Source organism: Sphingosinicella microcystinivorans, from assembly GCF_027941835.1.
Lineage (GTDB): Bacteria > Pseudomonadota > Alphaproteobacteria > Sphingomonadales > Sphingomonadaceae > Sphingosinicella.
This window is the reverse complement of sequence record NZ_CP116005.1, coordinates 4,307,601-4,332,234: the sequence shown is the minus strand read 5'-3', so window position 1 is coordinate 4,332,234 and position 24,634 is coordinate 4,307,601. Positions and strand designations below refer to the sequence as shown.

Sequence of the window (24,634 nt, the reverse complement as noted above, 5' to 3'; positions counted from 1 at the left end):
TTCCGTGTGCGGATCGCGGGGAAATATTGTTGCGACGTTTCTTTGAAGAAAATTTTACGGGTTTTCGCACCGCGCCAGTCTTCATTTGCAGGGCTGGTGTGAAGATCCGATATGCGCCGTTATGCCCGGCCGGAAAAGGGAGGGGTTGAGCTTGCGACGGCAGCTCACGCTCGGCGGCGCCCTTGCCGTCTGCGTGGTCGCTGCCGCGAACGCTCAGGCTTTGCCGGAAGTCCGCTCTTATGATGTCCGCATCGAAGAGGAGACTCTCGGGGAGGCGCTGTCGTCACTGGTGCGTCTTACCGGTGTGCAGCTTCTCTACCCGCCCGATCTGGCCGATGTCCGGGACGTCCCGCACGTTCTCGGACGGCACACGGTCGATGAAGCGCTCGCAATTCTGCTTCAGCGCACAGGATTTTCCGCCCGCCTCACCAAGAAGGGGGTGATCGTCATCACCCCCAAACCAACAGGTGAAGGCAGGGAGATGAAAGTGGCAGGCAGGGGATTGAAGGCGTCGCTCTTCGCAGGGATTTCGACGTTCATTTTCGGTGCGAATGGTGCTGCGGCACAGGATGTCGCCGTTGAAAGCAACGAGCGCGAGGAGATCGTGGTCACGGCGCGATTCCGCCAGGAATCCATCCAGAATATCGGCGGCAGTATCGCCGCACTCGATGGCCGGGAGCTTCGCCGTTCCGGCATCGTCGATTTCGAGGACCTGTCGAACCGGGTTGCCGGCGTCGAGCTTCTCGATCGCGGCCCGAACACGAACGAGATCAACATTCGCGGCGTGACGAACAGCATCCAGGTCTCGGGCAACCGCCTCCAGCCGCTCGTGTCCATACTCGTCGACGACATTCCCGTGGCGTCGGCAACTGCGGCGCAGCGCGATTTCAACTTCTTCGACTTCGACCGGATCGAGATCCTTCGCGGTCCGCAGCCGACCTATTTCGGCGAGGGCGCGATGGGCGGCGCGATCCGCTATTTCTCGTCCGACCCCGATCTCGACAGCGGCAAGGTGATCGAAGGCATGTGGAGCAATGGCCTCAGCGCCACCAACCATGGCGGCTTCAACTACCGCGTCGATAACGCGACGAGCTTCATTCTCGTTCCGGGCAAGCTCGGCGTGCGCGTGGTCGGTTTCTATCGCAAGGACGACGGCTATATCGACAACCTCGGCCTCAACAAGAAGGACATGAACGATTTCGAGTCCTATGGCGGGCGCGCCGTCGTTCTTTTCAAGCCGACCGAGGACCTGAGCATCCGCCTCGCGGCGCACATAGGCCGTGACGATATCGGCGAGCTCAACTTCATCGAGCCGACGACGATCGGCAGTTCGGTGGGAACGGAAGACCTGATTGCGCCGTCGCTCAGCCTCATCGACGGTCTGAACGAGGACGATTTCGAACTCTACAGCGGCAAGATTTCCTATAGCGGCGGACCGGTGACGATCGAATCGATCACGGGCCTCTACAAGCGGAAGCGCCGCGGGGAGACCTTCAGCTCGGCCTACACCTATGGCTTCGAAGGTTTCTTCAACGCGTTCCCGCCCTTCAATACGGCGAGCAACCTCCTGTCGTCCGATCTGACCGCGATAGCCCGCACCCAGGGCAAGGAAAAAAGCGTGTCGCAGGAGTTCCGCTTCATTTCGGATTTCGAATCGCCGCTGAATTTCGTCGCCGGCGCGTTCTATCAGGACACGAAATCGGTCGACACGGCGCTCGTTTCGGGGAACGGCTACGCCAACATCACGGATAGCGGCACGACGGAGATCGAGCGGACGACCACGAAGGTGGACACCCGCCAGTTCTCCGCGTTCGTGGAATTCAACTATGACGTGTCGGAGCGCTTCCGGCTTTTCGCCGGCGCGCGCTACGTGAACGAAAAGGTGCGATCGACGCTGGTCGAATCCTACGTGATCGGCATCTTCTCCCCGATCTTCACCGACCCTTCCGACATCTTCGCGCCGGTCTATTTCCCGGTTCCGAACGACGTGGAGGCATTGACCGCACCCGGAGGGCCGGGCGTCAGCTTCGATTTCAAACTGAATACCTTCCTGCCGCGCGCCGGATTCGAATACGATATCACCGACGATGCGATGCTTTACGGAACGATCGCGCGGGGAGTCCGGAACGGCGGCCTCAACAGCCCGTTCTCGGCGATGGGCTTCGGCCCGGTCGGCTCGCCGGCATTCGAGGACGCGCTGACCTACGACTCCGACGATATCGTGACGGGCGAGGTGGGCCTGAAGACCCGGTGGATGGACGGCAACGTCACGTTCAATATCGCCGGCTTCTATTCCGATTTCGACACGCCGCAGATCGGTATCAGCAATCCGGGCGCGCTGACGGCGAACGGACCGCAATTGCGCATCTACGGCCTCGAGATCGAAAGTCTCTACAAGGTGAACCGCAATGTTTCGCTGTTCTTCAGCGGCAACTACACGGAGGCGGAATACACCAAGGGCATGTCCGTTTTCGCCATCGGCGGCGCGCCTGCGGACTACCAGGACCTTGCCAAGGGGAACCGTCCGCCGAACGTCCCGAAGGTCTCGTTCTCGACCGGCGCGGATTTCAACTATCCGCTTGGCGTGGGCGATATCGAGCTGACCGGGCAGGTTGCGTTCCAGTATATCGGCGAGCGCGAGACCTTCCCGCAGAACTTCCCGTCCGGCAGGCTCGGGAGCATGGAGATGCTGAACCTGCGGCTCGGCCTTGAAACCGAGCGGTGGTCGCTGACGGCCTACATGAACAACGTCTTCAACGATCTGGAACTTCAGGCGATCACCATTCCGACGAGCGCGGCGACGCTGGTGGGCGGTGTGCTCGACGGCAACAGGTCGTCGGCCTTCATCAACAGGCCGCGGACGACGGGCCTGACGTTCACCGTCCGCTACTGACGATACGTGGATGACGGCGGCGCCCGGCGAGGCGCCGCCGTCCTTGCCTTGGGAAGACGCGTATGTCGAGGGGATTGGCGTGGAGGGCACTGGCCGGAGCGCTCATGCTGCTTTCCGGATCGTGCGGAGGCCTTGACCGGTTCGGAGCAAGCGACCGGGCGCCTGATCTGACGCGCGCCGATTTCGAGCGTGCGGCGCAGTTCTATCCGGACGCTGTCCGCAGTCTCGTCCTCAACGCTGCGCCGGTTCCGAACTGGATCGGGGAAACCGACCAGTTCTGGTATCGCCGGGAGAACAGCGGCGGCTTCCGGTTCGAGACCGTCGACGCGGCGACCGGAGACGCCGCGCCGTCCTTCAATCATGAAGCGATCGCACGGATGCTTTCGCTCGAACTCGGCGAGGCGGTTTCGCCGGGCAAATTGCCGTTCGCGTCCTTCCGATACTCGGACGGCTTGAAAAGGGTCATCTTCTCGGCCGGCGACAAGACGTTCGAATGCAGCCGCGACGCCGTGTTCTGCAGCACAAGGGTTGAGGCGGCGTCCGACCCGGCCGCCGCCCTCTCTCCGGACGGTGCGCACGCGGTTTTCGCCCGCGACCATAATCTCTGGCTGCGCGACACGTCGAACGGCCGGGAGCGGCCGCTGACGACGGACGGGACGGCGGCGTTTCCCTACCGGTATACGGCCTTCAAGACGACCTACGTGGAGGAGCGCCGCGGGTTGGAGGCGCCGACCTATCCCGGCGCAAGCTGGTCCCCGGACGGGCGCTATATTCTTGCCGTGCGCACCGACGACCGGGGCGTGAAGGCCGCGCCCTATGTCGTCGAGTATCTCGCCCCGGATTCGCCGCGCCCGATCGCGCACGAGATCGCGATGCCGACCCCCGGGGACGCGCCAAGGACGCGCCATGCTCTTTCGCTGATCGACCGCCGAAGCGGCCGCGTCGTTCCGGTCGATGGCGGCGCGCTCGGTTTCAACGACTATGCGCCGTACTGGGCGATCGTCGGCGAGCCCGGCTGGGACATGGAGGACGGCACGCTCTACCTCGTGACGTCGACACGCGATTCGCGCGCGCTCGGCGTGGTTGCCGTCGATCTCGAAACGGGCACGAGCCGGACGGTGCTCGAAGAGCGGGATGACCAGTATCTCAACCTCAACCCTTTCGACTACCATGTGCCCAACGTGCGCCTGCTGGCGAGCCGCGGCGAATTGCTCTGGTGGTCGGAGCGCAGCGGCTGGGGGCATCTCTACCGCTACGATGCGAGAACCGGCGCGCTCAGGAATGCCGTCACCAAGGGCGACTGGGTGGTCTTCGACATCATCCGCGTCGACGAGGCGGCGGGCGTCGTCTATTTCACGGCGGGCGGCAGGGAGGCGGGGCGCAATCCCTATTATCGCCACCTGTACCGCGTCGATCTCGACGGAAGCGGCCTGAAGCTGCTGACGCCGGAGAACGCGGACCACGCCTACACGAACTTTCCGGCGCGGGGCCTCAACGGGCACTACGATACGCCGGTGCGCCGCTTCTCGCCCAGCGGGCGCTATTTCGTCGACACCTACTCGACCGTGTCGGAACCGCCGCGCACGGTCGTGCGCTCGGCAGACGGCACGCTCATCGCCGATCTCGTCGATGCGGATGCAGGCGCGCTGTTCGAGGCCGGGTGGTCGCCGCCGGAGCGCTTCGTCGCGAAAAGCGCCGACGGCGCGCACGACATCCACGGCGTTCTCCTGAAGCCGACGAATTTCGACAAGCGCAGGCGCTATCCGGTGATCGAGCAGATTTATGCCGGCCCGCAGGTGTCGTTCGCGCCGCAGGGGTTCACGGACGCGCTCGGCGCGCGCGCCGCGTGGATGCAGGCGCTCGCGGAACTGGGGTTCGTCATCGTCATTCAGGACGGGCGCGGCACGCCGCGGCGATCGAGGGCTTTCCACACGGCGCCGATGAAGGACGAGGATTCGTTCGCGCTCGCCGATCATGTCGCCGGGATCAGGTCCGCCGCTGCGACCCGGCCCTATATGGATCTGGAGCGCGTCGGCATCACCGGCATTTCGTTCGGCGGCTACGCCTCGGCACGCGCCATCCTGTTGTTTCCGGACTTCTACAAGGCCGCCGTCTCGATCGCGGGCCCGCACGACTATCGAACCATGATCTCGTCGATCTCGCTCGAGCGATTCTTCGGCGTTCCCGGGGGCGGGGACGATGCCTATGCACGGGTCGACAATCTGCACCTCGCGGATCGCCTTCAGGGCAGGCTGATGCTGGTCGCCGGCGAGATCGACCAGAACGTGCCCTTCAACCAGACCGTCGCGCTGTCGGACGCGCTGATCAGGGCCGGCAAGGAATTCGACCTCGTGTACGTTCCGAACGCGGCCCACGATGTCGGGTATCACCCCTATGTGGTGCGCCGGCTCGCGGGATTCTTCGTCCGGCATTTGAAGCATCAGGAGCCGCCGATGCCGTTCGCGCGAAGGGCGGAGCAGGTTTTGCGGGAGACTGAGTGATGACGTCTGAAATGAACCGTCGCGGACTGATGAAATTCGCCGGTGGGAGCCTTCTTGCCGCCGCAACGGGCACGGCTGCGGCCGGTTCCGCCGTTGCCGGTACGGTCGAGGCGGAAGCGGCGCCGATCGGGCCGGTTGTCGTCGACGGGTGCAGCCCGGCCGCACCGACGCCCGAGTATCTTGCCTTGCTCCGCAAGGGCGGTGTCGATTGCTGGAACGTCAGCATGTTGCCGACGCTTCTCCAGATGTCGCAGCTGCTCGAGTTCGCGGCGCAGAATTCAAAGGATGTGGAGATCGCGAAAACCGCCGCCGACATCCGCCGGATCAAGCGGGAAGGCAAGATCTCCCTCACGATCGGCTGGCAGGAAGCCGATCTCTTCGTGATGAAAGGCGAAAGCGACTGGTGGTCGAAACCGCCGAAGACGACGATGCGGCTCTTCTACGACCTCGGCCTTCGCGTCGCCGGCCTCATCTACAACCTGACCAATGCCTTTGCCGGCGGCTGCCTTGACCCGCACGTCGGCCTCACCAAGGCGGGGCGGGAAATCGTCGCGCAAATGCAGTCGCTCGGCATCCTCGTGGATGTCGGCGGCCATACGGGGGAACGCTCCAGTCTCGACATCATCGCGATGGCGGAGCGGCCTGTCGTTTGCACGCATTCGAATGTCGCGGCGCTCAACGCAAACCCGCGCAACACCTCCGACCGCGTGATCGAGGGGATCGCCGGAACCGGCGGCCTCTTCGGGGTGAGCGCCATCGACCCGTTCATGAGCTGGGGCCGCGACGACGTCGGCAAGCGCAAGGCGCCGAAACGGCGTGCCGACGTGAAGCGCTACGTGGATGAACTCGATTATCTGAAAAGGCTCGTCGGGGTCGATCATATCGGCATCGGCGGCGACTTCACGACGGGCGCGACGTCCGTCATCCATCCTGACGAGTCCTTCGCGTTCCCGCCGGAGATGACCTATGTTCAGGACCCGATCCAGTATGCGCAGGGCTTCGAGGACATTTCGAAGCTGCCGGCGGTTCGCGCCGAGATGGTCCGCCGGGGGTGGAGCAAGGAAGAGATCGACAAGGTGATGGGCGAAAACTGGATGCGGGTTTATGCGGCGAGCATCGGCAGCTGATGACGTCGGAACGGCAACAGGTCATCGACCCGCCGGGCATTATGGCCTGCTTGCGGTTTGCGTGCTAGCTTCGGACCTTCCGGACACCTCCGGGAGCCGTTTTTTGGGATTGGCCGATGTCTGGTCTGCTGCGCGCTTTCCTGGAATGTGAAACGTCGCTCCGACGGGTGGCGGCGCGCTATCGCCGCCGCGGCGACGACGTGGAGGACCTTGTTCAGGAGGCCTTCCTGCGTGCTTACGCGGCCAGCGAAAAGCAGGACATCCGGAACCCGAAGGCCTTTCTCGTTCGGGTGACGAAAAACCTCGCCATCAGCGAGGCGGCGCGCAAGGCGCACAGCGCGACGGAATCGTTCGAGGATTCCGGGCGGTCGGACGTCTTTGCGGATGACCGGCACGGGACTGTCGAGGATCAGGTCGACGGCCGGCGAAAGCTGTTCGTCCTGTCCCAGGCGATCGCCAGCCTGAAACCGGAGCTGCGTCAGGCGCTGCTGATGTGCAAGGTCGAAAAGCTGAAGTTCAAGCAGATCGCGGCGAGGCTCGATGTTTCGCTGAGCACGGTCGAAAAACGCGTCGCCGCGGCATTGACGGCCTGCAACGCCTATTTGCGGGATCAGGGCTATGACCCGACCGAGTTCGGGGCTCCCCGCGCGGCGAAGCCACAGACAGGCACGGTACTCAGAATGGCTGCCCGGGCCGACGCCGAAATGGAAGTGCGCAAGATCAATGACTGAGCCGGACAACATCTATCTTCTTCCCGACATGAAGAAGAGCGAGGCGGAAGCCGCCGAATGGGTTGCGCGTCTGGAGGGCGGCGAGATGACGCCAGCCGAACATGCGGCGCTTGCGCGCTGGCAGGCGGAAAGCGATCACAATCGGGATGCCTTTGAACGCTACACGCGCCTGTGGGACGGCCTCGACGCCCTCGATGGCCTGAACGATTACGCCTCCCGGGATGTGTACGCCGCCCCGCCATTCCGCCAGCGCGTGCGTGCCGCGCTGCCCCTTCTTGCCGCAATGCTGATCGCCGTCGTCGCGATCGGTGCGTTTGCCGGTCGCCAGCTTCTGGACTGGGGGTCATCCGGCTTCGAAGCGCAACCTTCGGCCTTTGCGGCAAACTACAGGACGGAGGTGGGCGGGCACGAAATCGTGAACCTGCCCGACGGCTCGCGGGTGACGCTCAATACGGATAGCCGGATCGCCGCCGCCTTCACCACGACGGAGCGGCGCATCACGCTGTTGCAGGGCGAAGCGTTTTTCGAAGTCGCGCCGGACAAATCCAAACCGTTCTCGGTGTATGCGGGCAACGGTGTCGTAAAAGCGGTCGGCACGGCGTTCTCGGTTCGTCTCAAGGCGGACAAGCTGGATGTCATGGTTTCGGAAGGGCGCGTCGCCCTGTCGCTGGCATCGCCGCCGGCCAACGTGCGCATCAAGAAGGCGCCGGCCGCCACCGTCATGGAATTGACGGCCGGCCAGAGCGCGCTCTTCTCTTCCGATCAGGTCGAGCTGCTGGAGCATGTGACGCCCGCAGAGATTGATCGGAAACTCTCGTGGCGGGAAGGTATGCTTGCCTTCGCGGGCGAGCCGCTTTCGGAAGTCGTTGTCGAGGTCGGCCGCTATTCGGACGTCGACATCGAGATTCGCGGCGACGACCTCCGCGACATTCCCATTGCGGGCTACTTCAAGGCGGGCGAGGTCGAGGGCTTCGTCGAAGCGCTGCACATCATGACGGGTGTCGAAGTGACGGAGGTCGTGCCGGGTCATCTGATCCTGTCTGCACCGAAATGACGTTCATCCTTCCGACGTAGCCATTTGCGCCGCGCGCGGTAGCCGCACGCGGACTTCGCGCATCGACCCGTCCTCGGGGAAGGGGATGCTTTCCTCGTTCCATGGGGCGCCGTCGAGCGTGATTTCGGCGCGGTCGGGGACTGCCCCGTCCGGCGTGTCGACGATGATGCGGAGCGCGCCCGTCGGCTGTCTCAGGATTGCTTCGAAGCCGGGCCAGGCCGCGGGCAGGCACGGCGCGATCCGCACGCGGCCCTCGACGAGGCGTATCCCCAGAATCTCCTCGACGCCGAGCCGCCACGTCCATCCGGCGGCGCCGGTATACCAGCTCCAGCCCCCGCGCCCGACATGCGGCGGCTCGCCCGCGACATCGCCCGCGACGACATAAGGCTCCAGCCGGTAGCGCAGGGCGTCCTCGCGTGTCGCCGCCCGGTTGATCGGGTTGATCCTATCGAACAGGGCCTTCGCGCCGTCGCCGTCGCCCAGCCGGGCGAACGCCATGCCCAGCCATGCGGCGGCATGGGTATACTGGCCGCCGTTCTCGCGGATGCCCGGCGGATAGGCCTTGATGTATCCCGGATCGCGCGGCGTCCGGTCGAAGGGCGGATCGAGCAGGCGAACGAGCGCGTCGCCCTCGCGGACCAGATGCTTGCGCGCCGAGGCCATCGCCCGCGCCGCGCGATCGGGGTCCGCGGCGCCCGACAGCACGGCCCAGGACTGGGCGATCGAATCGATCCGGCATTCGTCGTTCGCGGCGGAACCCCAGGGCCGGCCGTCGTCGTCGAAGGCGCGCAGATACCAGTCGCCGTCCCAGCCCGCGCGCTCGACGGCCTCGACGAGCGCCGTGGCACGCGCCTTCCACAGGTCCGCAAGATCGGGCCGGTCGAGCCGGTCGCACAGGCGCGTGAAGCCGTCGATGGTCGCCGTCAGGAACCAGCCCATCCAGACGCTCTCGCCCCGGCCGTGTGCGCCCACGCGGTTCATGCCGTCGTTCCAGTCGCCGGTCCCGATCAGCGGCAGTCCGTGCGCCCCCAGCCGGTAGGCGCGGTCGAGGGCGCGCTCGCAATGTTCGAACAGCGGCCGTTTGTAGTCAGTGGCCTCGAAGTGCGCATAGCGGTCGGCCTCCCCCACGGCGAGCGCGGGGTCGCGCAGGAACGCGACCTGTTCCGACAGTATGGCGGCGTCGCCCGTCGCCTCGACATAGGCGGCGACGGCATAGGGCAGCCAGAGCATGTCGTCAGAGCAATGTGTCCTCACGCCGCGATCGGACGGCGGATGCCACCAGTGGAGGACGTCGCCTTCCTCGAACTGATGCGCCGCGGCGGTGAGGATGTGGCGGCGCACCAGACCGGGATCGGCGTGGAGGAACGCCAGCACGTCCTGGAGCTGGTCGCGGAAGCCGAAGGCCCCGCCGGCCTGATAGAAGCCTGCGCGCGCCCGTATCCGCGCACTGGCCGCCTGATAGGGGAGCCAGCGGTTGATCACGAGGTCGAACGCCGGGTCGGGCGTGCTGACCGTGACCGCGCCGAGCCGCCGCTCCCAGTCGTCGCGGCATTGCAGCCGGGCGCTCTCCGCCCCGGCGGCGTCCTGCCAGCGGCGTGCCAGCGCGCGCGCGTGGGCGCGGTCATCTCCCTGTCCGAGCACGAACACGACCTCCGCCGTCGCGCCCGGTGCGATGTCGAGATGCACCTGCAGGGCGGCGCAGCAGTCGGCGCCGGCGGACCGCTGGCGACCGCCGAGATCCCAGTTCAGGAGCGCTTCCGGGTGGCGGGGATCGTCGGTGCTGCCGAGGAAGTCGGATCGCGACGTTGTCAGGCTGTGCGGCGGCAGGTTGCTCGTCAGGAACGCCGTGCGTTCGCGGAAGTCCTCGGTCCAGGGATTGTTCGCGAGCAGCGCATGGATCGAGGGATCGTAGTCGGCCGTGCGCAGCGGCGCCGGTTCGCCGTTCACCGCGCCGAGCAGCCATTCGGCATAATAGGTGGCGGTGATCCGCCGCGCGCGCGGCAGCAGGTTGCGCAGCCGCAACCGGACGATCTTCACCGGGTCGTCCACCGGAACGAAGGCGAGAAGCGCCTGCTCGAGCCCCTCGCTGGCCCTTTCCCAGATCGTGTGACCGGCGCCGTGCCGCACGCGGCAGGCCGAGTCGTGTCCGGCGGGCTGCGGCGTCGGCGTCCACATCCGCGCGTTTTCCTCGTCGCGCAGATAGAGGCATTCGGCCGGGGAATCGCGGACCGGGTCGTTGCTCCACGGCGTCAGGCGGTTCTCGCCGCTGTTGACCGCCCAGCTGAAGCCGAGGCCCGCTTCGGTCACGATCGTGCCGAAGGTTTCGTTCGCCAGCACGTTCGCCCACGGCGCGGGTGTCGTTTCCCCGGCGTCCTGATGGATCACGTAGTCCCCGGTCTCCGCGAACCCGCCGAAGCCGTTGTCGAAGGCCAGTTCCTCCGGACGGGAAAGGCCCGGCGCCGGGGCCGGGACGGACGGCGCGACGACCGGCGAGAAGCGCGGGCCGTGGATGGCGGGCGCATCGTGCCGGAGCTGGTCGCCGGGGGGACCGGCGCCTTCATTGAGCACGATCTGCGCGATGCGTTCGATAAGGAGCGCGCGTCCGGCATCGGAATGGCCGATGCCGACCAGATGGACGCCGCCGTTCAGGCCGAGCTGTTCGTGCGCGCCGGTCTCGCGCAGCACGTCCAGCAACCGCTCGCGCACCGGTTCCAGATAGCCCGCCGTGCCCTCGTGGGCGATCACCAGATCGACCGTGAGGCCGCGGTTCCGCCACAGCGTCTTCACGGCGAGGAGGAAGCGCAGCACCGCGCTGCGCTGGCCGTCGCCCGCGCGCAGCAGAAGCACCGGATGGTCGCCGGAAATGCCGAGCGCCCACAGATCGCCTCTCCATTGCCGGGGATCGAAGCCCGGCGCGGATGACGCAGGCTCGCCTTGCAGGAGCCGCGACAGCATCTGCTGGGCCAGCGGGACATGGCCGGGCGGCAGCCCGAGCGCGTGCATCTCGCGCGCGGCGGCGCCTTCCGCATCGTTCATCGCCCAGTCGAGCGCGGACAGGGTCGTGTACCGCTCGGCGATTTCCAGCGCCGATGCGCGCGACCCGGCGGCGATTGTCAGGAACGCGATCTCGCGCCGCCCATAGGCGGGAAGCGCCAGCTCCGCGCGCAGGGCGAAAGCGGGATCAAGAGTCCAGCCGATGCTCCCCGACAGCCTGCGCGCGTGCATCGCGGCAGCGGAACCGGCGTCGCCGTGACGGCCGAGGAAGACGCCGCGATCGGTCTCGGCGCCGAGCGGCACGATGTCCTGATCGTCGGCGATGAACCGATGCAGCAGCACGGGCGGACGCTCGGCGGGATCGCGCGGGCGGCGCGCGAACATCAGGCCGTTCAGACCGGGCAGCTGCTCGCTGCCGACGAAGAGCTTGCTGAACGCCGGGTGGCGGGCGGCGTCGGACGGCGGCGCGAGCACCACTTCGGCATAGCTGGTGAGATCGACCGTGCGCGGACGATGGCTTTCGTTTACCAGCGTTATCCGGCGGATTTCGAGGTCGTCGCCGTGCGCGACGCCGACCGTCATGGTCGCGGCAATGCCGTGCTCGCGGCGATGGAATTCCGCCCGGTGCGCGTGAAACAGCGCCTGCGCATCGCCCGCGCCCGCCGGGTCCGCCGTCACCGGCCAGCTCAGGCCGGTCTCGCGATCGCGGAGATGTATCCAGTAGCCGGCCGAGGCGTCGGCTTCCTCCGTCCGGGTGAGCGCGAAGCCCTGCCAGTGCAGGCTGCTCCTGCCGTCGACCGCGAGGCGGGTGGTGAGCCGGCCGTTGCCGATGGCGTGCCATGCCCGCGCGGCTCCGGCCGCGTTCGGGCTCCAGCCGTGCAGGTTCGGAACGGCGCCCGCCGGCACCGGGGCCGCCTCCCGGATCTCGACGCGAGAGATTTCCGGCGGAAGCTCCCACGGGATGCGCTCGTTGAGCAGCAGGTCGATCGTCCGGATATGCGGATCGGCGTGGAACCATTCGACGAACATGTCGCCGCACAGCGCATTGCCCATCGCCGCGAGGCTCATGCCGTGATGATGCGCCATGTAGGACCGGACGAGCGCGAAATCGTCTCCGGCCGGTCTGCGTTCGGGCGTGAAGTCCGCGGCCTCGTAGAAGCCGTACCGGCCGACGAGACCGAGCCCGGCGAGCGCACGAAGGTTCCGCACCGCCATGCCGGGGCGGACCGCAAGCGCCAGCGCGGTTGCGTAGGGCGCGACGACGAGGTCGCGCCCCAGTCCGCGCCGCAGCCCGAGGTCGGGAACGCCGAAGGCGTGGTAGCGATAGATCCGGTCCTGCCCAATCGCGGCATAGGACGATTCCGATATGCCCCAGGGCATATCGCGGGCGCGCGCGAAGGCACCCTGCACATCGACCGCCGTGCGGTCGCTCTGTCCGAGCAGCGTTTCCGGGTCGCTGCGCAGGAACAGGTTCGGCATCAGATACTCGAACATCGACCCGTTCCATGAAACGAGCGCCAGCCCGGACGCCTTCTTTGTGATCGGACGCCCCAGATAGAACCAGTGCCCGGGCGCGACGTCGCCCTTGGCGATGGCGAAAAAGCTCGCCAGCCGGGCCTCGCTCGCCAGCAGGTCGTAGTGATGGGGATCAATGCGGTCGGCGCTGAGATTGTAGCCGATGTGGAAGAGGCGGCTGTTCGCGTCGAAAAGCAGGGCGAAGTCCATGCCGCGGGCAAGGGCGCCCGCCCGCCCGGCGACCGACTCCAGACGCTTGCGCAGCGCCTGTCGCGCCGCGATGCCGCTCCCGATCGCGGAGCGGACCTCCTCCATCCACGTGCGGGCTTCGGACGGGGCCAGCGGCGCGATGGAAGCCTCGATCCTGGCGCGCGCGGCGTCCAGCGCGCCGTTCGGCGCCATGGTCGTCGCGGCGGCCGCCAGCGCCGCCGCGACCTGTTCGGCGAATTCGCGGCAATCGGCCGGCGAATGGGCGATCAGCGGCTGCCACGGCGAGAACATCCGGAGATCGCGCCTCATGCTCATCAGGTGGTGATCGAGCCGCTCCAGCCAGATCTGCACGTCGCGCAGCGCCTCGGTATCCGCGTCCCCGGCGTTCGAGATGCGGTCATGGACCAGATGCCGCAGCGCCGGAGCATCGGCATCGCACAGGGCGTCGAGATGTCCGGCGCGGCGCATGCCGTCCTGTCCGGGCGCGGCCGCGACGCCGCGCATCGCCGCGACGAGCGTGTCGCATTCCGGGGAAGGCGGCAGACCGGCCTTGCCAATCGCTTCGTCGAGCAGGTCGATCACGTCCAGAAGGCCCGGCCACGACTCGTCGCCGGCTGCCGGTCCGCGCGCGGCCTCCCGGAACGCCTGCTGGACGACGACCAGGCTGACCGCGAGATTGCCGCTGTCGACCGTGGAGACGTAGCGCGGCTCAAGCGGCTGCAACGTCCGCGTTTCGTACCAGTTGAGAACGTGACCCCGGTAGCGTTCCAGCCGGTCGATGGCGTCGAGCGCGTTCCGCAGCCGCATCTCGGCTTCGTTGAGCCCGATGTGGCCGAGCTTCCACGCGGTCAGCACCGAGAGCATCATCATGCCGATGTTCGTGGGCGATGTCCGGTGCGCCGTGTCCTCGTCGGGAGGCTCCTGATAATTGTCGGGCGGCAGCCAGTTGTCCTCCGGCCGCACGAAGCTTTCGAAGAAGAGCCAGTTGCGGCGCGCCATCGCGCGCAGGAACTTTCGGTCGGCGGCGTCGATCTCCTCGGCCGGCGGCCGCAGCGGGCGGCTGACCCGGAGCGCGATCTCGGGCGCCAGCAGCCAAAGCAGCAGAAGGGGCGCGGCGACGGCGAGCACCGGGGGCGCGTTCAGGGCCAGTCCTGTCCCGGCCGCCAGCGCGAGCGCGGGCGAGGCGGCCATGTCCCGCCACGCGGCCATGCGGGGCGGGCGCTCCGCGAGGCGCGCGGACATGTGCGCCGCAGACGTCCATTCGAGAAGCCGGCGTCCCGAAACGAGCCGTCCGAGCGTGACCGCGATGGCGTGCAGGGCGATGGCGGCGTCGCTGACTAGGAAAACGATGGCCAGCAGCCAGCGCACGGTATGATCGCCGAGACGGCGCAGCAGGCTCTGCACGACGCCGCGGCGGCGTCCCTGCGCGAGCCCCGTGACCAGTTCCGTGAAAAGATATCCACCGGGCGCGGCGATCGCGAGCAGCGTCCAGACCCAGGGGCTGCCGGGAAGCACGAACCAGCCGCCGAGCAGCAACGCCACCGTGCTCACGGGGACGAGGCTGCGGCGGAGATTGTCGAAAATCTTGAGCCGGTCGAACCAGTCCAGGCGATTGCGCAGCCATCTGCCGCCGCGCCCCGGCACGACGGGAAACAGCCATGCGAGGATTTGCCAGTCGCCGCGGACCCAGCGATGCCAGCGCCATGCGAAGTCGAGATAGGCGGACGGGAACCCCTCGTAGACGATGATGTCGGTGGCCAGCGCGACCCGCCCGTGCAACCCCTCGAACAGGTCATGGCTGAGCAGGCGGTTCTCCGGAATCCGGTCTTCGAGGCTGCGTTCGAACGCAGCGACCTCGTAGATGCCCTTCCCGATGAAGACGCCGGTGCCGAGCAGGTCCTGATAGACATCCGAAACCGCGCGGGAATAGATGTCGATCGTGGTGTCGCCGCCATAGATGCGGGAGAACGGCGAGCGGCCCGTGGCGTCGGGCGCGATCTCCACGCGCGGTTGCAGGATCGTGTAGCCGCGCGCGACGCGGCCGCCGGCCGGATCGAACCGGGCCGTGTTCAGCGGATGCGCCAGCGCCGCGGCCATGCGGTTCACCACGCCGGGCGGAAGCCGCGTGTCGGCATCCGCGGTCACGACGAAGCGGACATGCCGCAGCACCTCGATCTCCCCGGCGGTCAGGCTGAAAGGGGCAAGATCGCCGTGGAGAACGAAGCGGTTGAACTGCTCCAGCTTGCCGCGCTTGCGCTCCCATCCCATCCAGCAGCCCTGCGCCGGATTGTAGAGGCGCGGCCGGTGCATGAGGCAAAAGGGACGGGCACCATCGTCGCCGCCGTACCTGTCGTTGAGCCTGCCGATCCCCTCGGCGAGCGCCTGTTCGACCGCGGCGTCCGAGGCGAGGACCGCCTCGTCGGCATCGGCGGGATCGCTCAGCAGGACGAAGCGCAGCATCGGATCGGGATTCGAGAGATGATGGTTTTCGAGGCGTTGGAGGAGAGGGGGGACATCCGCGACCCGGGCCACGAGGACCGGCATCACCACGGCGGTCGGACAATCGGCGGGCATCCCGTCCTTGAAATCGAGCTTGGGAAGCACGCGCGGCGATGCGATCTGCGTCACCAGCCAGTTGACGACCGTGACGCTGAGGACGGACGCGGGAAGGATGGTCAGGGCAATCCCCAGGAGCCATGACATGAGCGTCGCCTCGACCGAGGCAAGATAGAGCGCGGGGACGACGAAGGCGGCGAGGCCCGCCAGCAGCAGCGCGAGCGTGTAGAGCGCGCCGGGATGGCGCAGCACGCGGCGCCCCAGCGCTTCCAGCGCGAAGGGGCGCGAGTCGATCGCGTCCTCGAATATCGGCCTGCCGGCGTCGACCAGCCAGTAGCCGACATGTCCCGAGGGGATGTCGTGGTCGCTGCGGCACTGCGCCAGCGCCCTTTCCGCGACCTCCCATTCGGGGCGCCGGGCATGAACGGCAAGCTTCTCGATCGCGTGCCGGTAGCGGTCGCGGGTCTCGAAATCCATCCGCGGGTACACGCCCGCCGGATCACGCCGCAGGATCGCTTCGACCCGGCTCGTCCGGTCGAAGAAATCCTTCCACTGGATGGTGGAGATGACGGCGAGGTTGGCGATGGACCGCGCCACGCATTCGGTGTCGTCCGTGGCCGCCGCAAGCCCGGCTTCGGGGTGGACCTCGAACGGCGGCGCGACATCCGGGAAAAGCCTGGAGAAGCTGGCGATCAGCAGTTCGAGGCAGGCGATCCTGAGCATGGCCGGGAACGCCCAGACCTCGGCGATGCTGAGCGGGGCCTGATCCTGATAGCGGTCGACGAACTGTACGGCGCCGGCGAGCGAGACCTGCAGGTGGGACGCGCGAAGCAGGGCGTGCGCAAGCGAATGGACGCGCGGGCCGCCGCCCGTTTCGCTCCCCGCGAGGCCGGGCAGCCGATTGTAGAAGCGGGACGGCAGGTCTTCCCGGATCTGGAGGATCGCGCGCTGGACATGGTAGTCGTTGTCGAGCAGCCATTCCGCCGCCGCACTGCCCTGCGGCCCCGCGGCGCCCGCAGCGACCCGCGCCCGTTCCAGCCATGCGCGTGCCTCCGGGAGCCCGGATCGTGCAGGCAGTGCCGACGGTTTCGCTTTCAGCCCGGCGAGGCGGTGACGCGTGGCGATTTCATGCGCTTCGGCCGCGAGCGGTTCCGGGCCTTCATCCGCCATGTCTCAGGCGGAGCAGGCCACGGGAAGACGCACCCGGTGGTCCGGCATCGCGGACGGTTCCACATGGGCCGAAGACGGACGTACGATGAGCAGCGGCGCGGTCGAATGGGTCATGAGATAGGAGGCCACGCTGCCGTAGCGCATGTCGTCATGGCGGCTGCCGCCGTGGCCGCGCGCCGAAAGGACGACGAGGTCCGCCGCCTCGGTGTCGATCAGCCTTGCGAGCGTGACGCGGACATCGTCCCCCCGCAAGGAAAGCACGCGAACGCGCAAACCCCTGCCGGCCAGAGAGGCGCGCATCCGTTCAAGATAGGCCCGCGCCGTTTCCTCGTTGCGCTCGACGACGCGCCGCCGGAGCAGCAGGTCCTCCGGTTCCAGAGGCCGCGTCTCCGTCAGTTCCGGCATCGGGACGACGTGCGCCAGCAGCAGTTCGGCATCGGCGGCCTTCGCGAGCCGTGCGGCCAGCGGCAGCACGCTTTCGGCCCAGCACGAGCCGTCGACCGGAACGATGATCCGGCGGTATCCGGACGGAGCAAGCCGGGCGTCGACCGGGACGAGCAGGATCGAGCCCGGGACCCGGTTCAGCACGTTGTGGGCGGTTCCGCCGATGCCGTCCAGGCTCGCGTCCCGGCGTCCGCGCGTCCCGAGGACGATCAGCCCGTCGCCGTGCCCCGCGGCGAAGCGGCATATCTCGTCGGCGGTGGGGCCTTCCGCCAGCGCCACGTCCGCGTTCGCCGCCGCGGGCTGCGACGACGATGCGATTCGGTCCAGCGCGCGTCTTGCTTCATGCCGCCGCAGGTCCCATTCGATCGGATCGGGCCGCGCCTCCCTTGCCGCCCGCGCTTCGAGGACGTGCAGCAATGTGAGCGGCGCGCCGAGGGCCTGCGCGATCGCGAAAGCATGGGGCACGACAGATGCGGCCTGTCCGGACGGGTTGACGCAGGCCGTGACACAGAAGCCGGTCGATGATGCGTCGGTGGGCTGATTCAGCGTAACGGCTTCTCCTGTCGACATGTGACGATCTCCCGTTTTGCGCATGAAGGACAACGCGCCGAAACGACGATGGTTGCGCCCGGATCGTCTCCGTTCGACAACGACTTCGTCTTTCGTGCTCAAAACGGGACGGTGACCGAAGACGGGCGCGGGGGAAATACGGGGTTATACGGAGAGGCCCGCGCATCTAAGGATTGTTACGTAGCGACGCCGCCCACCCGATCCTTCACTTTCGGCCCGAATGAACTGCGGCCGGCCCGCAGCTTCGCCTGCTGGAGAGACACCGCCATGGCGCAGAAGATGAAAGCCGCGATCTTTATCGAGCCCGGACGGATCGTCCTCGGCGAGAAGCCCGTTCCCGACGTCGGACCGCTCGATGCGCTGATCCGCGTCACCACGACCACGATCTGCGGCACCGACATCCATATCCTGAAGGGGGAATACCCGGTCGCGTCCGGGCTCACCATCGGGCACGAGCCGGTGGGCGTGATCGAGAAGCTGGGCTCGGCCGTTCAGGGCTACCGCGAGGGGCAGCGGGTGATCGCCGGGGCGATCACGCCGTCCGGCTATTCCAACGCGTCGCTGTCGGGCTGCGGCTCGCAGTGCGGCGGCGCGCACGGTCACGGCTGGAAGCCGCTGGGCGGCTGGCGCTTCGGCAACACCATCGACGGGGCGCAGGCCGAATTCCTGCTCGTCCCCGACGCGATGGCGAATCTGGCGCCTGTGCCGGACGGGCTGACCGACGAGCAGGTGCTGATGTGCCCGGACATCCTCTCCACCGGCTTCAGCGGCGCCGAATCGGGGCGCATCCGCATCGGCGACACGGTCGCGGTGTTCGCGCAGGGGCCGATCGGCCTGTGCGCGACGGCGGGCGCGCGGCTGATGGGCGCGGCGCGGATCATCGCGGTCGAATCGCTGCCCGAACGCGCAGAGATCGCCCGCGCCATGGGCGCGGACCATGTCGTCGATTTCTCGAAGGTCGATCCGGTCGACGAGATCCGGCGGATCACCGACGGGCGCGGCGTCGATGTCGCCATCGAGGCGCTCGGGCGGCAAGAGACCTTCGAGGCGGCGCTGCGCGTGCTGCGGCCGGGCGGGACGCTGTCGTCGCTCGGCGTCTATTCGGAGGACCTGCGCATCCCGCTCGACGCCTTTTCGGCGGGCCTCGGCGACAACCGCATCGTCACCACGCTCTGCCCGGGCGGCAAGGAGCGGATGCGGCGGCTGATGGACGTCATCGCGACAGGGCGCGTGGACACGGGCGCACTGGTGACGCACCGCTTCGGCCTTGACGACATCGAGACCGCCTACGACCTTTTCGCGCACCAGCGCGACGGCGTGCTGAAGGTCGCCATTCATCCCTGACGGCCGCCTTTTCGGGGGACAGGTCCGGGCATCGCACGGAAGGAGAATCATGCCGCAGCCGAGCATCATCTGGTTCGACAGGATCGGGATCGCCGACGTCCCCGCCGTCGGCGGCAAGAACGCCTCGCTGGGCGAGATGACGGTCGCGCTCTCGGGCGCGGGCATCCGGGTGCCTGCGGGCTTCGCCACGACCGCCGCAGCCTATCGCGCCTATCTCGATGCCAACGGCCTCGAACCGAAAATCTCCGCGCTGCTCGACGCTTACCACGGGCAAAAGGCGACGCTTCAGCAGACCGGGCAGGCGATCCGTGCGCTGTTCCTCGAAAGCGAGTTTCCGGCCGGGATCGCCGATGAGATTCGCGCCGCCTACGAGGAACTCGGACGCCGCACCGGCAGCGAGGCGCCGGCCACCGCCGTGCGCAGCAGCGCCACCGCCGAGGACCTGCCCGACGCCAGCTTCGCCGGCCAGCAGGAAACCTTCCTCAACGTCCGGGGCCCGCGCGCGCTGCTCGACGCCTGCCGCCGCTGCTATGCCTCGCTGTTCACCGACCGGGCGATCAGCTACCGCGAGGCCAAGGGCTTCGATCACATGGACGTCGCGCTGTCGATCGGGGTCCAGCAGATGGTCCGGTCGGACCTCGCCGGATCGGGCGTGATGTTCTCGATCGACACCGAGACCGGGTTCCCGCACGCGGCGGTGATCAGCGCCGCGTGGGGACTCGGCGAAACGGTGGTGCAGGGCAGCGTCGATCCCGACAAGTACATCGTCTTCAAGCCGCTCCTCGCCGTGCCCGGTGCGGAACCGATCATCGAGAAGGAGAGGGGCGGCAAGGCCTTCAAGATGGTCTACGCCGAAGGCGGCAGCAGGCGCACCCGGATCGTCGAGACCAAGCCCGCCGAGCGCGAGGCCTTCGTGCTGGACGACGCGGACATCCTTCAGCTCGCGCGCTGGGCGGTCGCCATCGAGGCGCACTACGGACGGCCGATGGACATGGAATGGGCGAAGGACGGCGAATCCGGCGTGCTGTTCATCGTGCAGGCGCGGCCCGAAACCGTGCAGGCGGGTGCTAGCGCCACCGCCTTCCGCCACTATCGGCTGAAGGGAAAAGGCACGCCGCTGGCGACCGGAGCCGCCGTCGGCAGCGCCATCGCGTCGGGCGCGGCCTGCGTCATCCGCAGTGCGGCGGACATCGCGCACTTCCGGGACGGCGCGGTGCTCGTCACGGAGACCACCGATCCCGACTGGGTGCCGGTGATGAAGCGCGCCGCCGGGATCGTCACCGATCATGGCGGAACCACCAGCCATGCCGCCATCGTCAGCCGCGAGCTCGGCGTGCCCGCCATCGTCGGCACCGGCGGGGCGAGCAAGCTGATCGGCGACGGTCAGGATGTCACCCTCTGCTGCGCGGAGGGCGACGTGGGGACCGTGTACGCGGGGCTCATTCCCTTCGAGCAGACCGAGGTCGATGTCGGGGCGCTGCCCGAAACCGGAACGGACGTGATGGTGAACATCGCCAATCCCGCGGCGGCGTTCCAGTGGTGGCGCCTGCCCGCGCGCGGCGTCGGGCTTGCCCGGATGGAATTCATCATCAATTCGCTGATCAAGGTGCATCCGATGGCGCTCGTCCATCCCGAACGGGCGAGCCCGGAGGATCAGCGGCAAATCCGGGAGCTGACGCGCGGCTATGCCGAACCGGCCGATTATTTCGTGGACACCCTCGCGCGCGGCATCGCCAAGCTCGCGAGCCCCTGGCACCCGCATCCGGCGATCGTCCGGCTGAGCGATTTCAAGACGAACGAATACGCGCATCTGATCGGCGGCAGCGCGTTCGAACCCAAGGAGGAAAACCCGATGCTCGGGTTCCGGGGGGCGTCGCGCTACTACGATGACCGCTACCGGGAGGGCTTCGCGCTCGAATGCCGCGCCCTGAAGCGCGTCCGCGAGACGCTGGGCTTCGCCAACGTCATCGTCATGGTTCCCTTCTGCCGCACACCGGCGGAGGCCGACCGCGTGCTGGCGGTGATGGCCGAAAACGGCCTGCGGCGGGGCGAGCACGGCCTGCAAGTCTACATGATGTGCGAGATCCCCTCCAACGTGGTCCTGGCCGAGCAGTTCGCGGGGCGGTTCGACGGCTTTTCGATCGGCTCCAACGATCTCACCCAGCTCGTGCTCGGCGTGGACCGGGATTCGGACCTGCTCGCCGGCCTGTTCGACGAACGCGACGAGGCGGTGACGCGCATGATCGCCGAGGCGATCGGCAAGGCGCACGGGGCCGGGATCAAGGTCGGCATCTGCGGGCAGGCGCCCAGCAACTATCCGGACTTCGCGGCCTTTCTGGTGCGGGAAGGCATCGATTCCATCTCGCTCAATCCCGACAGCTTCGTCCACACCGTCGCCGAGATCGCGCGGGCGGAAGCGGGGGCACGCAGCCCTGCGGCGCGGACGCAGGCGGGATAGGCCGCCGCGCCGGGTCTCATCCGCCGCGGCCCGTGGCGCGGTCGACGCACGTGAGGAGCCGATGATCGAGCAGCGGCTTCTCGAGCACGGCGTCGAAGCAGGTTTCATCCTCCATTGCTACAACGAAGTCGGTGCGGTGCGCGGTGATGAGGATCGCGGGCCGGGACCATCCGGCCGCGCGCAGGCTCCGCAGCAGTTCGGCGCCGTCCATGCCGTTCATGCGATAGTCGGTGACGAGGCAGGCGGCGTCGGCCGCGGCGGGATCGGCGAGCGCCAGCGACGCGCTGGAAAACGCCCTCACATCATAGCCCCGCGCCTGAAGCAAAAGCTGGATTGACCGGCGGACGCCGCTGTCGTCCTCGACGAGAAGTACGCGGGGGCGCTCGATCTGCGCCTGAACAATCATGCGGAGTTCCGGCTCCCGACCGGCCGATTCCGGTCGGCTCCTTTCATGCGCCCGCCCGATGGGCCTGTCGCTACGTATTGCTCCTGACCCGCGCCGGGAGTCACTGCGCGGTGCTGCCTCCTAAGTCCGCCGGACGTGCGGCGTCCGGCTCGGCCTGCCTGCTGCCCAGCCCGGCCGCGAAGGCGATCCGCAGCGCGTCCGAGAGGGAACGAACGCCGAGCTTCGCCATCATGTTCGCGCGGTGCACCTCGACCGTGCGCGCGGAGATATTGAGATCATAGGCGATGGTCTTGTTCGGCAGGCCCCGCGCAAGGCCGTCCAGCACGTCGCGCTCGCGCGGCGTCAGCCGGGCGATGGCCAGCGCGGCTTCCTCGGCGGAGCTGGCCTTGCGGTCCCTGTCCTCGAGGCGGGTGAACGCCGATCCCACGGCCTCGAGGAGATGGGCGCGCTCGAACGGCTTCTCGATGAAATCGACGGCGCCCGCCTTCATCACCTTGACCGCGAGACTGACGTCGGCATGGCCGGTCAGCACCACGACGGGCATCGCAATGCCCTGATCGCTCAGGGCTTTCTGCACCGCCAGACCGTCCATTTCCGGCATCCTGACATCGAGCAGGATGCAGCCCTCGGCGGCATGGCGCGCGGCCTTGAGGAAATCGACGCCCGAAGCCCAGGCCTCGACCGCGTAGCCCGTGCTTTTCAGCAGGAAGCTCGCCGAACGGCGGATCGCCTCTTCATCGTCGATGATGTGGACCGTTCGCTTATCCGCCATCGCGCACCTCCGCGGCCGCCTGTCTCAAGGTGAAATGAAAATGCGTTCCTTCACCGGAACCGGAATCGGCCCAGATCTTGCCGCCGTGTGCCTCGATGATGGTCCTGCAGATCGAAAGGCCGAGGCCCATGCCGTCGCGCTTCGTGCTGCGAAAGGCCTGAAAGAGCTGGCTCGAGATTTTCGGCGCCAGACCGGAACCTGTATCGGAAACCGTGACGCGGATCATGCCGGGCGTCGTATCGGGCGCGGTCGAGATCGTCAGGACACGCGCGCGGCTTTCCGTCATGGCCTCGGCGGCGTTGCGGATCAGGTTGACCAGCACCTGCTCGATCTGGACGCGGTCGGCCAGAACCGGCGTCGCGCCGGGGTCGACCCGCAGGACGGTTGCGATGCCGCTTTCGCGCAGGCCCACGAAGCCGAGCGAGGAGGCATCCTCGATGAGCGCCGGGAGATCCTCGACCCGGGTCTGCACCTCGCCCCGGGCGACGAAGTCGCGCAGGTGGCGCACGATGTGGCCTGCGCGCAGCGATTCCGACGCGGCATCCGCCAAGGCTTCCCGCACCAGCGCGAGCGTTTCGGCGGTCGGGGCGTCGAGCAGCGCGTGCGCCGTCTCGACGTAGTTGACGACCGCCGTGATCGGCTGGTTGAGTTCGTGCGCGAGTGTCGATGCCATGGCGCCCATCGCGCTCACGCGCGAGACATGGACGAGTTCGGACTGGAGTTCCTTCACCCTCGCCGCGGTCGCCTCCCGTTCGGTGAGGTCGCGCATGAAGCCCGTGAACATGCGCCTGCCACCGCCCGTCGCCTCGCTGATCGAAAGCTCGTGGGGGACGAGCGACCCGTCCTTGCGGCGTCCCATCACCCGCCGCGTGGTGCCGATGATCCGGCGTTCTCCCGTCTCGATATAATGGGCGAGATAGCCGTCATGCTGCTCGCGGTCCGGCGACGGCATCAGCATGGACACGTTCCTGCCCAGCACCTCCGCTTCGCCGTAGCCGAACATCCGCTGGGCGGCGTTGCTGAACGAAAGCACGGTGCCCTCGTCGTCGATCACCACCATGGCGTCCGGAACGCTCGCAAGGATCGAGTTGAGCTGCGCCTCGCGGGTCGCGATCGCGCGTTCGGCCGCCTTCTGGTCCGTGATGTCGCGGACGACCCGTCCGTAACCCCGCAGCCTGCCGTCCGCGTGGTGGAGCGGCGTGATGGTCACATCCGCGAAGAACTCCGATCCGTCCTTGCGGACCCGCCAGCCTTCGTCCTGAAACCTGCCCTCGGTCCGAGCCTGATCGAGATCGGCAGCGGGTTTCCCGGTGGCCACTTCCTCCGCGGGGTAGAACACCGCGGTCGGCTTCCCGAGGATATCCTCCTCGCTCCACCCGGTGATGCGTTTGGCCCCCTTGTTCCAGATCGCGACGCGGCCCTCCGGGTCCAGCATGTAGATGGCATAGTTGGTTGCGCTGTCGATGAGTAGGCCGAGCTCTTCCGCGAGCACCGCGGCCCGGCGCAGGCTTCTGTCGGCGTCGGCCTCGTGCACGTGCGCGCTTTTCCGCCAGTGCGACAGGCGCCCTGTCAGCAGGATGACACCCGTGGAAATGACCGCGAACCCGATTGCGTGCACCAGATGATCGGCGTCGCGAAACGGCCTGCCGACAAGCAGGAGCCCGACCAGCGCCGACAGGACCGCGGCGAGGATTGCGGCCCGGACGCCGCCCGTCGCCGCGGAGGCGAGGACTGCGACCGTCAGCAGCAACCATGTCGGGCGGTCCGCGAGGTACGGCTCGAGGAGCGCCGCGCCGAGCGTGGCCAATGCAACGAAGACGGGCGCACCCCACCAGACGGACAGCGCATTTCGCGGGCGGTCTGATCTGGCATCGTTGTTCTGCATAGGG

The 24,634-nt window shown here is 67.5% G+C and carries 12 protein-coding genes; 7 read left to right on the top strand and 5 right to left on the bottom strand.

The features are described 5' to 3' along the window. The first annotated feature begins 151 nt into the window (after positions 1-151). The 5 genes from PE061_RS20840 to PE061_RS20820 all read left to right on the top strand — a co-directional run bounded on the left by PE061_RS20840 (position 152) and on the right by PE061_RS20820 (position 8,306). Positions 152-2,893: a TonB-dependent receptor domain-containing protein gene (locus PE061_RS20840; RefSeq protein ID WP_271257047.1), complete on the top strand. Its 2,742-nt coding sequence runs from the start codon at positions 152-154 to the stop codon at positions 2,891-2,893. A gap of 62 nt (positions 2,894-2,955) precedes the next feature. Further along, complete coding sequence (locus PE061_RS20835; RefSeq protein WP_271257046.1) at positions 2,956-5,394, top strand: S9 family peptidase; 2,439 nt, start codon at positions 2,956-2,958, stop codon at positions 5,392-5,394. Continuing rightward, a complete protein-coding gene (locus PE061_RS20830; RefSeq protein WP_271257045.1) occupies positions 5,394-6,521 on the top strand; it encodes a membrane dipeptidase in 1,128 nt (375 codons plus the stop codon). Before PE061_RS20835 ends, PE061_RS20830 begins: the two co-directional genes overlap by 1 nt. Before the next feature lie 116 nt (positions 6,522-6,637). Continuing rightward, positions 6,638-7,252, top strand: coding sequence for an RNA polymerase sigma factor (locus PE061_RS20825; RefSeq protein ID WP_271257044.1), 615 nt, complete (start codon positions 6,638-6,640; stop codon positions 7,250-7,252). A 28-nt stretch (positions 7,253-7,280) separates the two neighbouring features. Beyond that, on the top strand, positions 7,281-8,306 hold the full coding sequence (locus PE061_RS20820; RefSeq protein ID WP_271257043.1) for a FecR family protein: 1,026 nt from the start codon (positions 7,281-7,283) through the stop codon (positions 8,304-8,306). 3 nt (positions 8,307-8,309) lie between these two features. Here the strand turns inward: PE061_RS20820 and PE061_RS20815 are convergent, their stop codons facing one another. Both PE061_RS20815 and PE061_RS20810 read right to left on the bottom strand, forming a co-directional pair. After that, positions 8,310-16,751, bottom strand: a complete 8,442-nt coding sequence (locus PE061_RS20815; RefSeq protein ID WP_271257042.1) for a GH36-type glycosyl hydrolase domain-containing protein — start codon at positions 16,749-16,751, stop codon at positions 8,310-8,312. Between the two features lie 3 nt (positions 16,752-16,754). After that, positions 16,755-17,765, bottom strand: coding sequence for a universal stress protein (locus PE061_RS20810; protein ID WP_271257041.1), 1,011 nt, complete (start codon positions 17,763-17,765; stop codon positions 16,755-16,757). Positions 17,766-18,032: 267 nt separating this feature from the next. On the opposite strand from PE061_RS20810, the gene PE061_RS20805 reads away from it, so the two are divergent. Together PE061_RS20805 and ppsA are read left to right on the top strand one after the other, a co-directional pair. Beyond that, a complete protein-coding gene (locus PE061_RS20805) occupies positions 18,033-19,109 on the top strand; it encodes an NAD(P)-dependent alcohol dehydrogenase (RefSeq protein WP_271257040.1) in 1,077 nt (358 codons plus the stop codon). 49 nt (positions 19,110-19,158) lie between these two features. Further along, positions 19,159-21,567, top strand: a complete 2,409-nt coding sequence (gene ppsA / locus PE061_RS20800; protein ID WP_271257039.1) for a phosphoenolpyruvate synthase — start codon at positions 19,159-19,161, stop codon at positions 21,565-21,567. Between the two features lie 16 nt (positions 21,568-21,583). On the opposite strand, the gene PE061_RS20795 is transcribed toward ppsA, so the two are convergent. The 3 genes from PE061_RS20795 to PE061_RS20785 form a co-directional block, all read right to left on the bottom strand. Continuing rightward, positions 21,584-21,973 carry a response regulator gene (locus PE061_RS20795; protein ID WP_271257038.1) on the bottom strand — a complete coding sequence of 130 codons (390 nt, stop codon included), beginning with the start codon at positions 21,971-21,973 and terminating at the stop codon, positions 21,584-21,586. A gap of 100 nt (positions 21,974-22,073) precedes the next feature. After that, positions 22,074-22,745, bottom strand: coding sequence for a response regulator transcription factor (locus tag PE061_RS20790; RefSeq protein ID WP_271257037.1), 672 nt, complete (start codon positions 22,743-22,745; stop codon positions 22,074-22,076). Beyond that, positions 22,735-24,630, bottom strand: a complete 1,896-nt coding sequence (locus PE061_RS20785) for a PAS domain S-box protein (RefSeq protein ID WP_271257036.1) — start codon at positions 24,628-24,630, stop codon at positions 22,735-22,737. Before PE061_RS20785 ends, PE061_RS20790 begins: the two co-directional genes overlap by 11 nt. Positions 24,631-24,634 lie beyond the last annotated feature (4 nt).

What these genes read in the sequence shown, in the direction of transcription:
- PE061_RS20815 (WP_271257042.1), bottom strand. Translation starts at nt 16,751, where the DNA reads ATGGCGGATGAAGGCCCGGAACCGCTCGCGGCCGAAGCGCATGAAATC.
- PE061_RS20820 (WP_271257043.1), top strand. Translation starts at nt 7,281, where the DNA reads ATGAAGAAGAGCGAGGCGGAAGCCGCCGAATGGGTTGCGCGTCTGGAG.
- PE061_RS20835 (WP_271257046.1), top strand. Translation starts at nt 2,956, where the DNA reads ATGTCGAGGGGATTGGCGTGGAGGGCACTGGCCGGAGCGCTCATGCTG.
- PE061_RS20795 (WP_271257038.1), bottom strand. Translation starts at nt 21,973, where the DNA reads ATGATTGTTCAGGCGCAGATCGAGCGCCCCCGCGTACTTCTCGTCGAG.
- PE061_RS20785 (WP_271257036.1), bottom strand. Translation starts at nt 24,630, where the DNA reads ATGCAGAACAACGATGCCAGATCAGACCGCCCGCGAAATGCGCTGTCC.
- PE061_RS20810 (WP_271257041.1), bottom strand. Translation starts at nt 17,765, where the DNA reads ATGTCGACAGGAGAAGCCGTTACGCTGAATCAGCCCACCGACGCATCA.
- ppsA (WP_271257039.1), top strand. Translation starts at nt 19,159, where the DNA reads ATGCCGCAGCCGAGCATCATCTGGTTCGACAGGATCGGGATCGCCGAC.
- PE061_RS20825 (WP_271257044.1), top strand. Translation starts at nt 6,638, where the DNA reads ATGTCTGGTCTGCTGCGCGCTTTCCTGGAATGTGAAACGTCGCTCCGA.
- PE061_RS20790 (WP_271257037.1), bottom strand. Translation starts at nt 22,745, where the DNA reads ATGGCGGATAAGCGAACGGTCCACATCATCGACGATGAAGAGGCGATC.
- PE061_RS20805 (WP_271257040.1), top strand. Translation starts at nt 18,033, where the DNA reads ATGGCGCAGAAGATGAAAGCCGCGATCTTTATCGAGCCCGGACGGATC.
- PE061_RS20830 (WP_271257045.1), top strand. Translation starts at nt 5,394, where the DNA reads ATGACGTCTGAAATGAACCGTCGCGGACTGATGAAATTCGCCGGTGGG.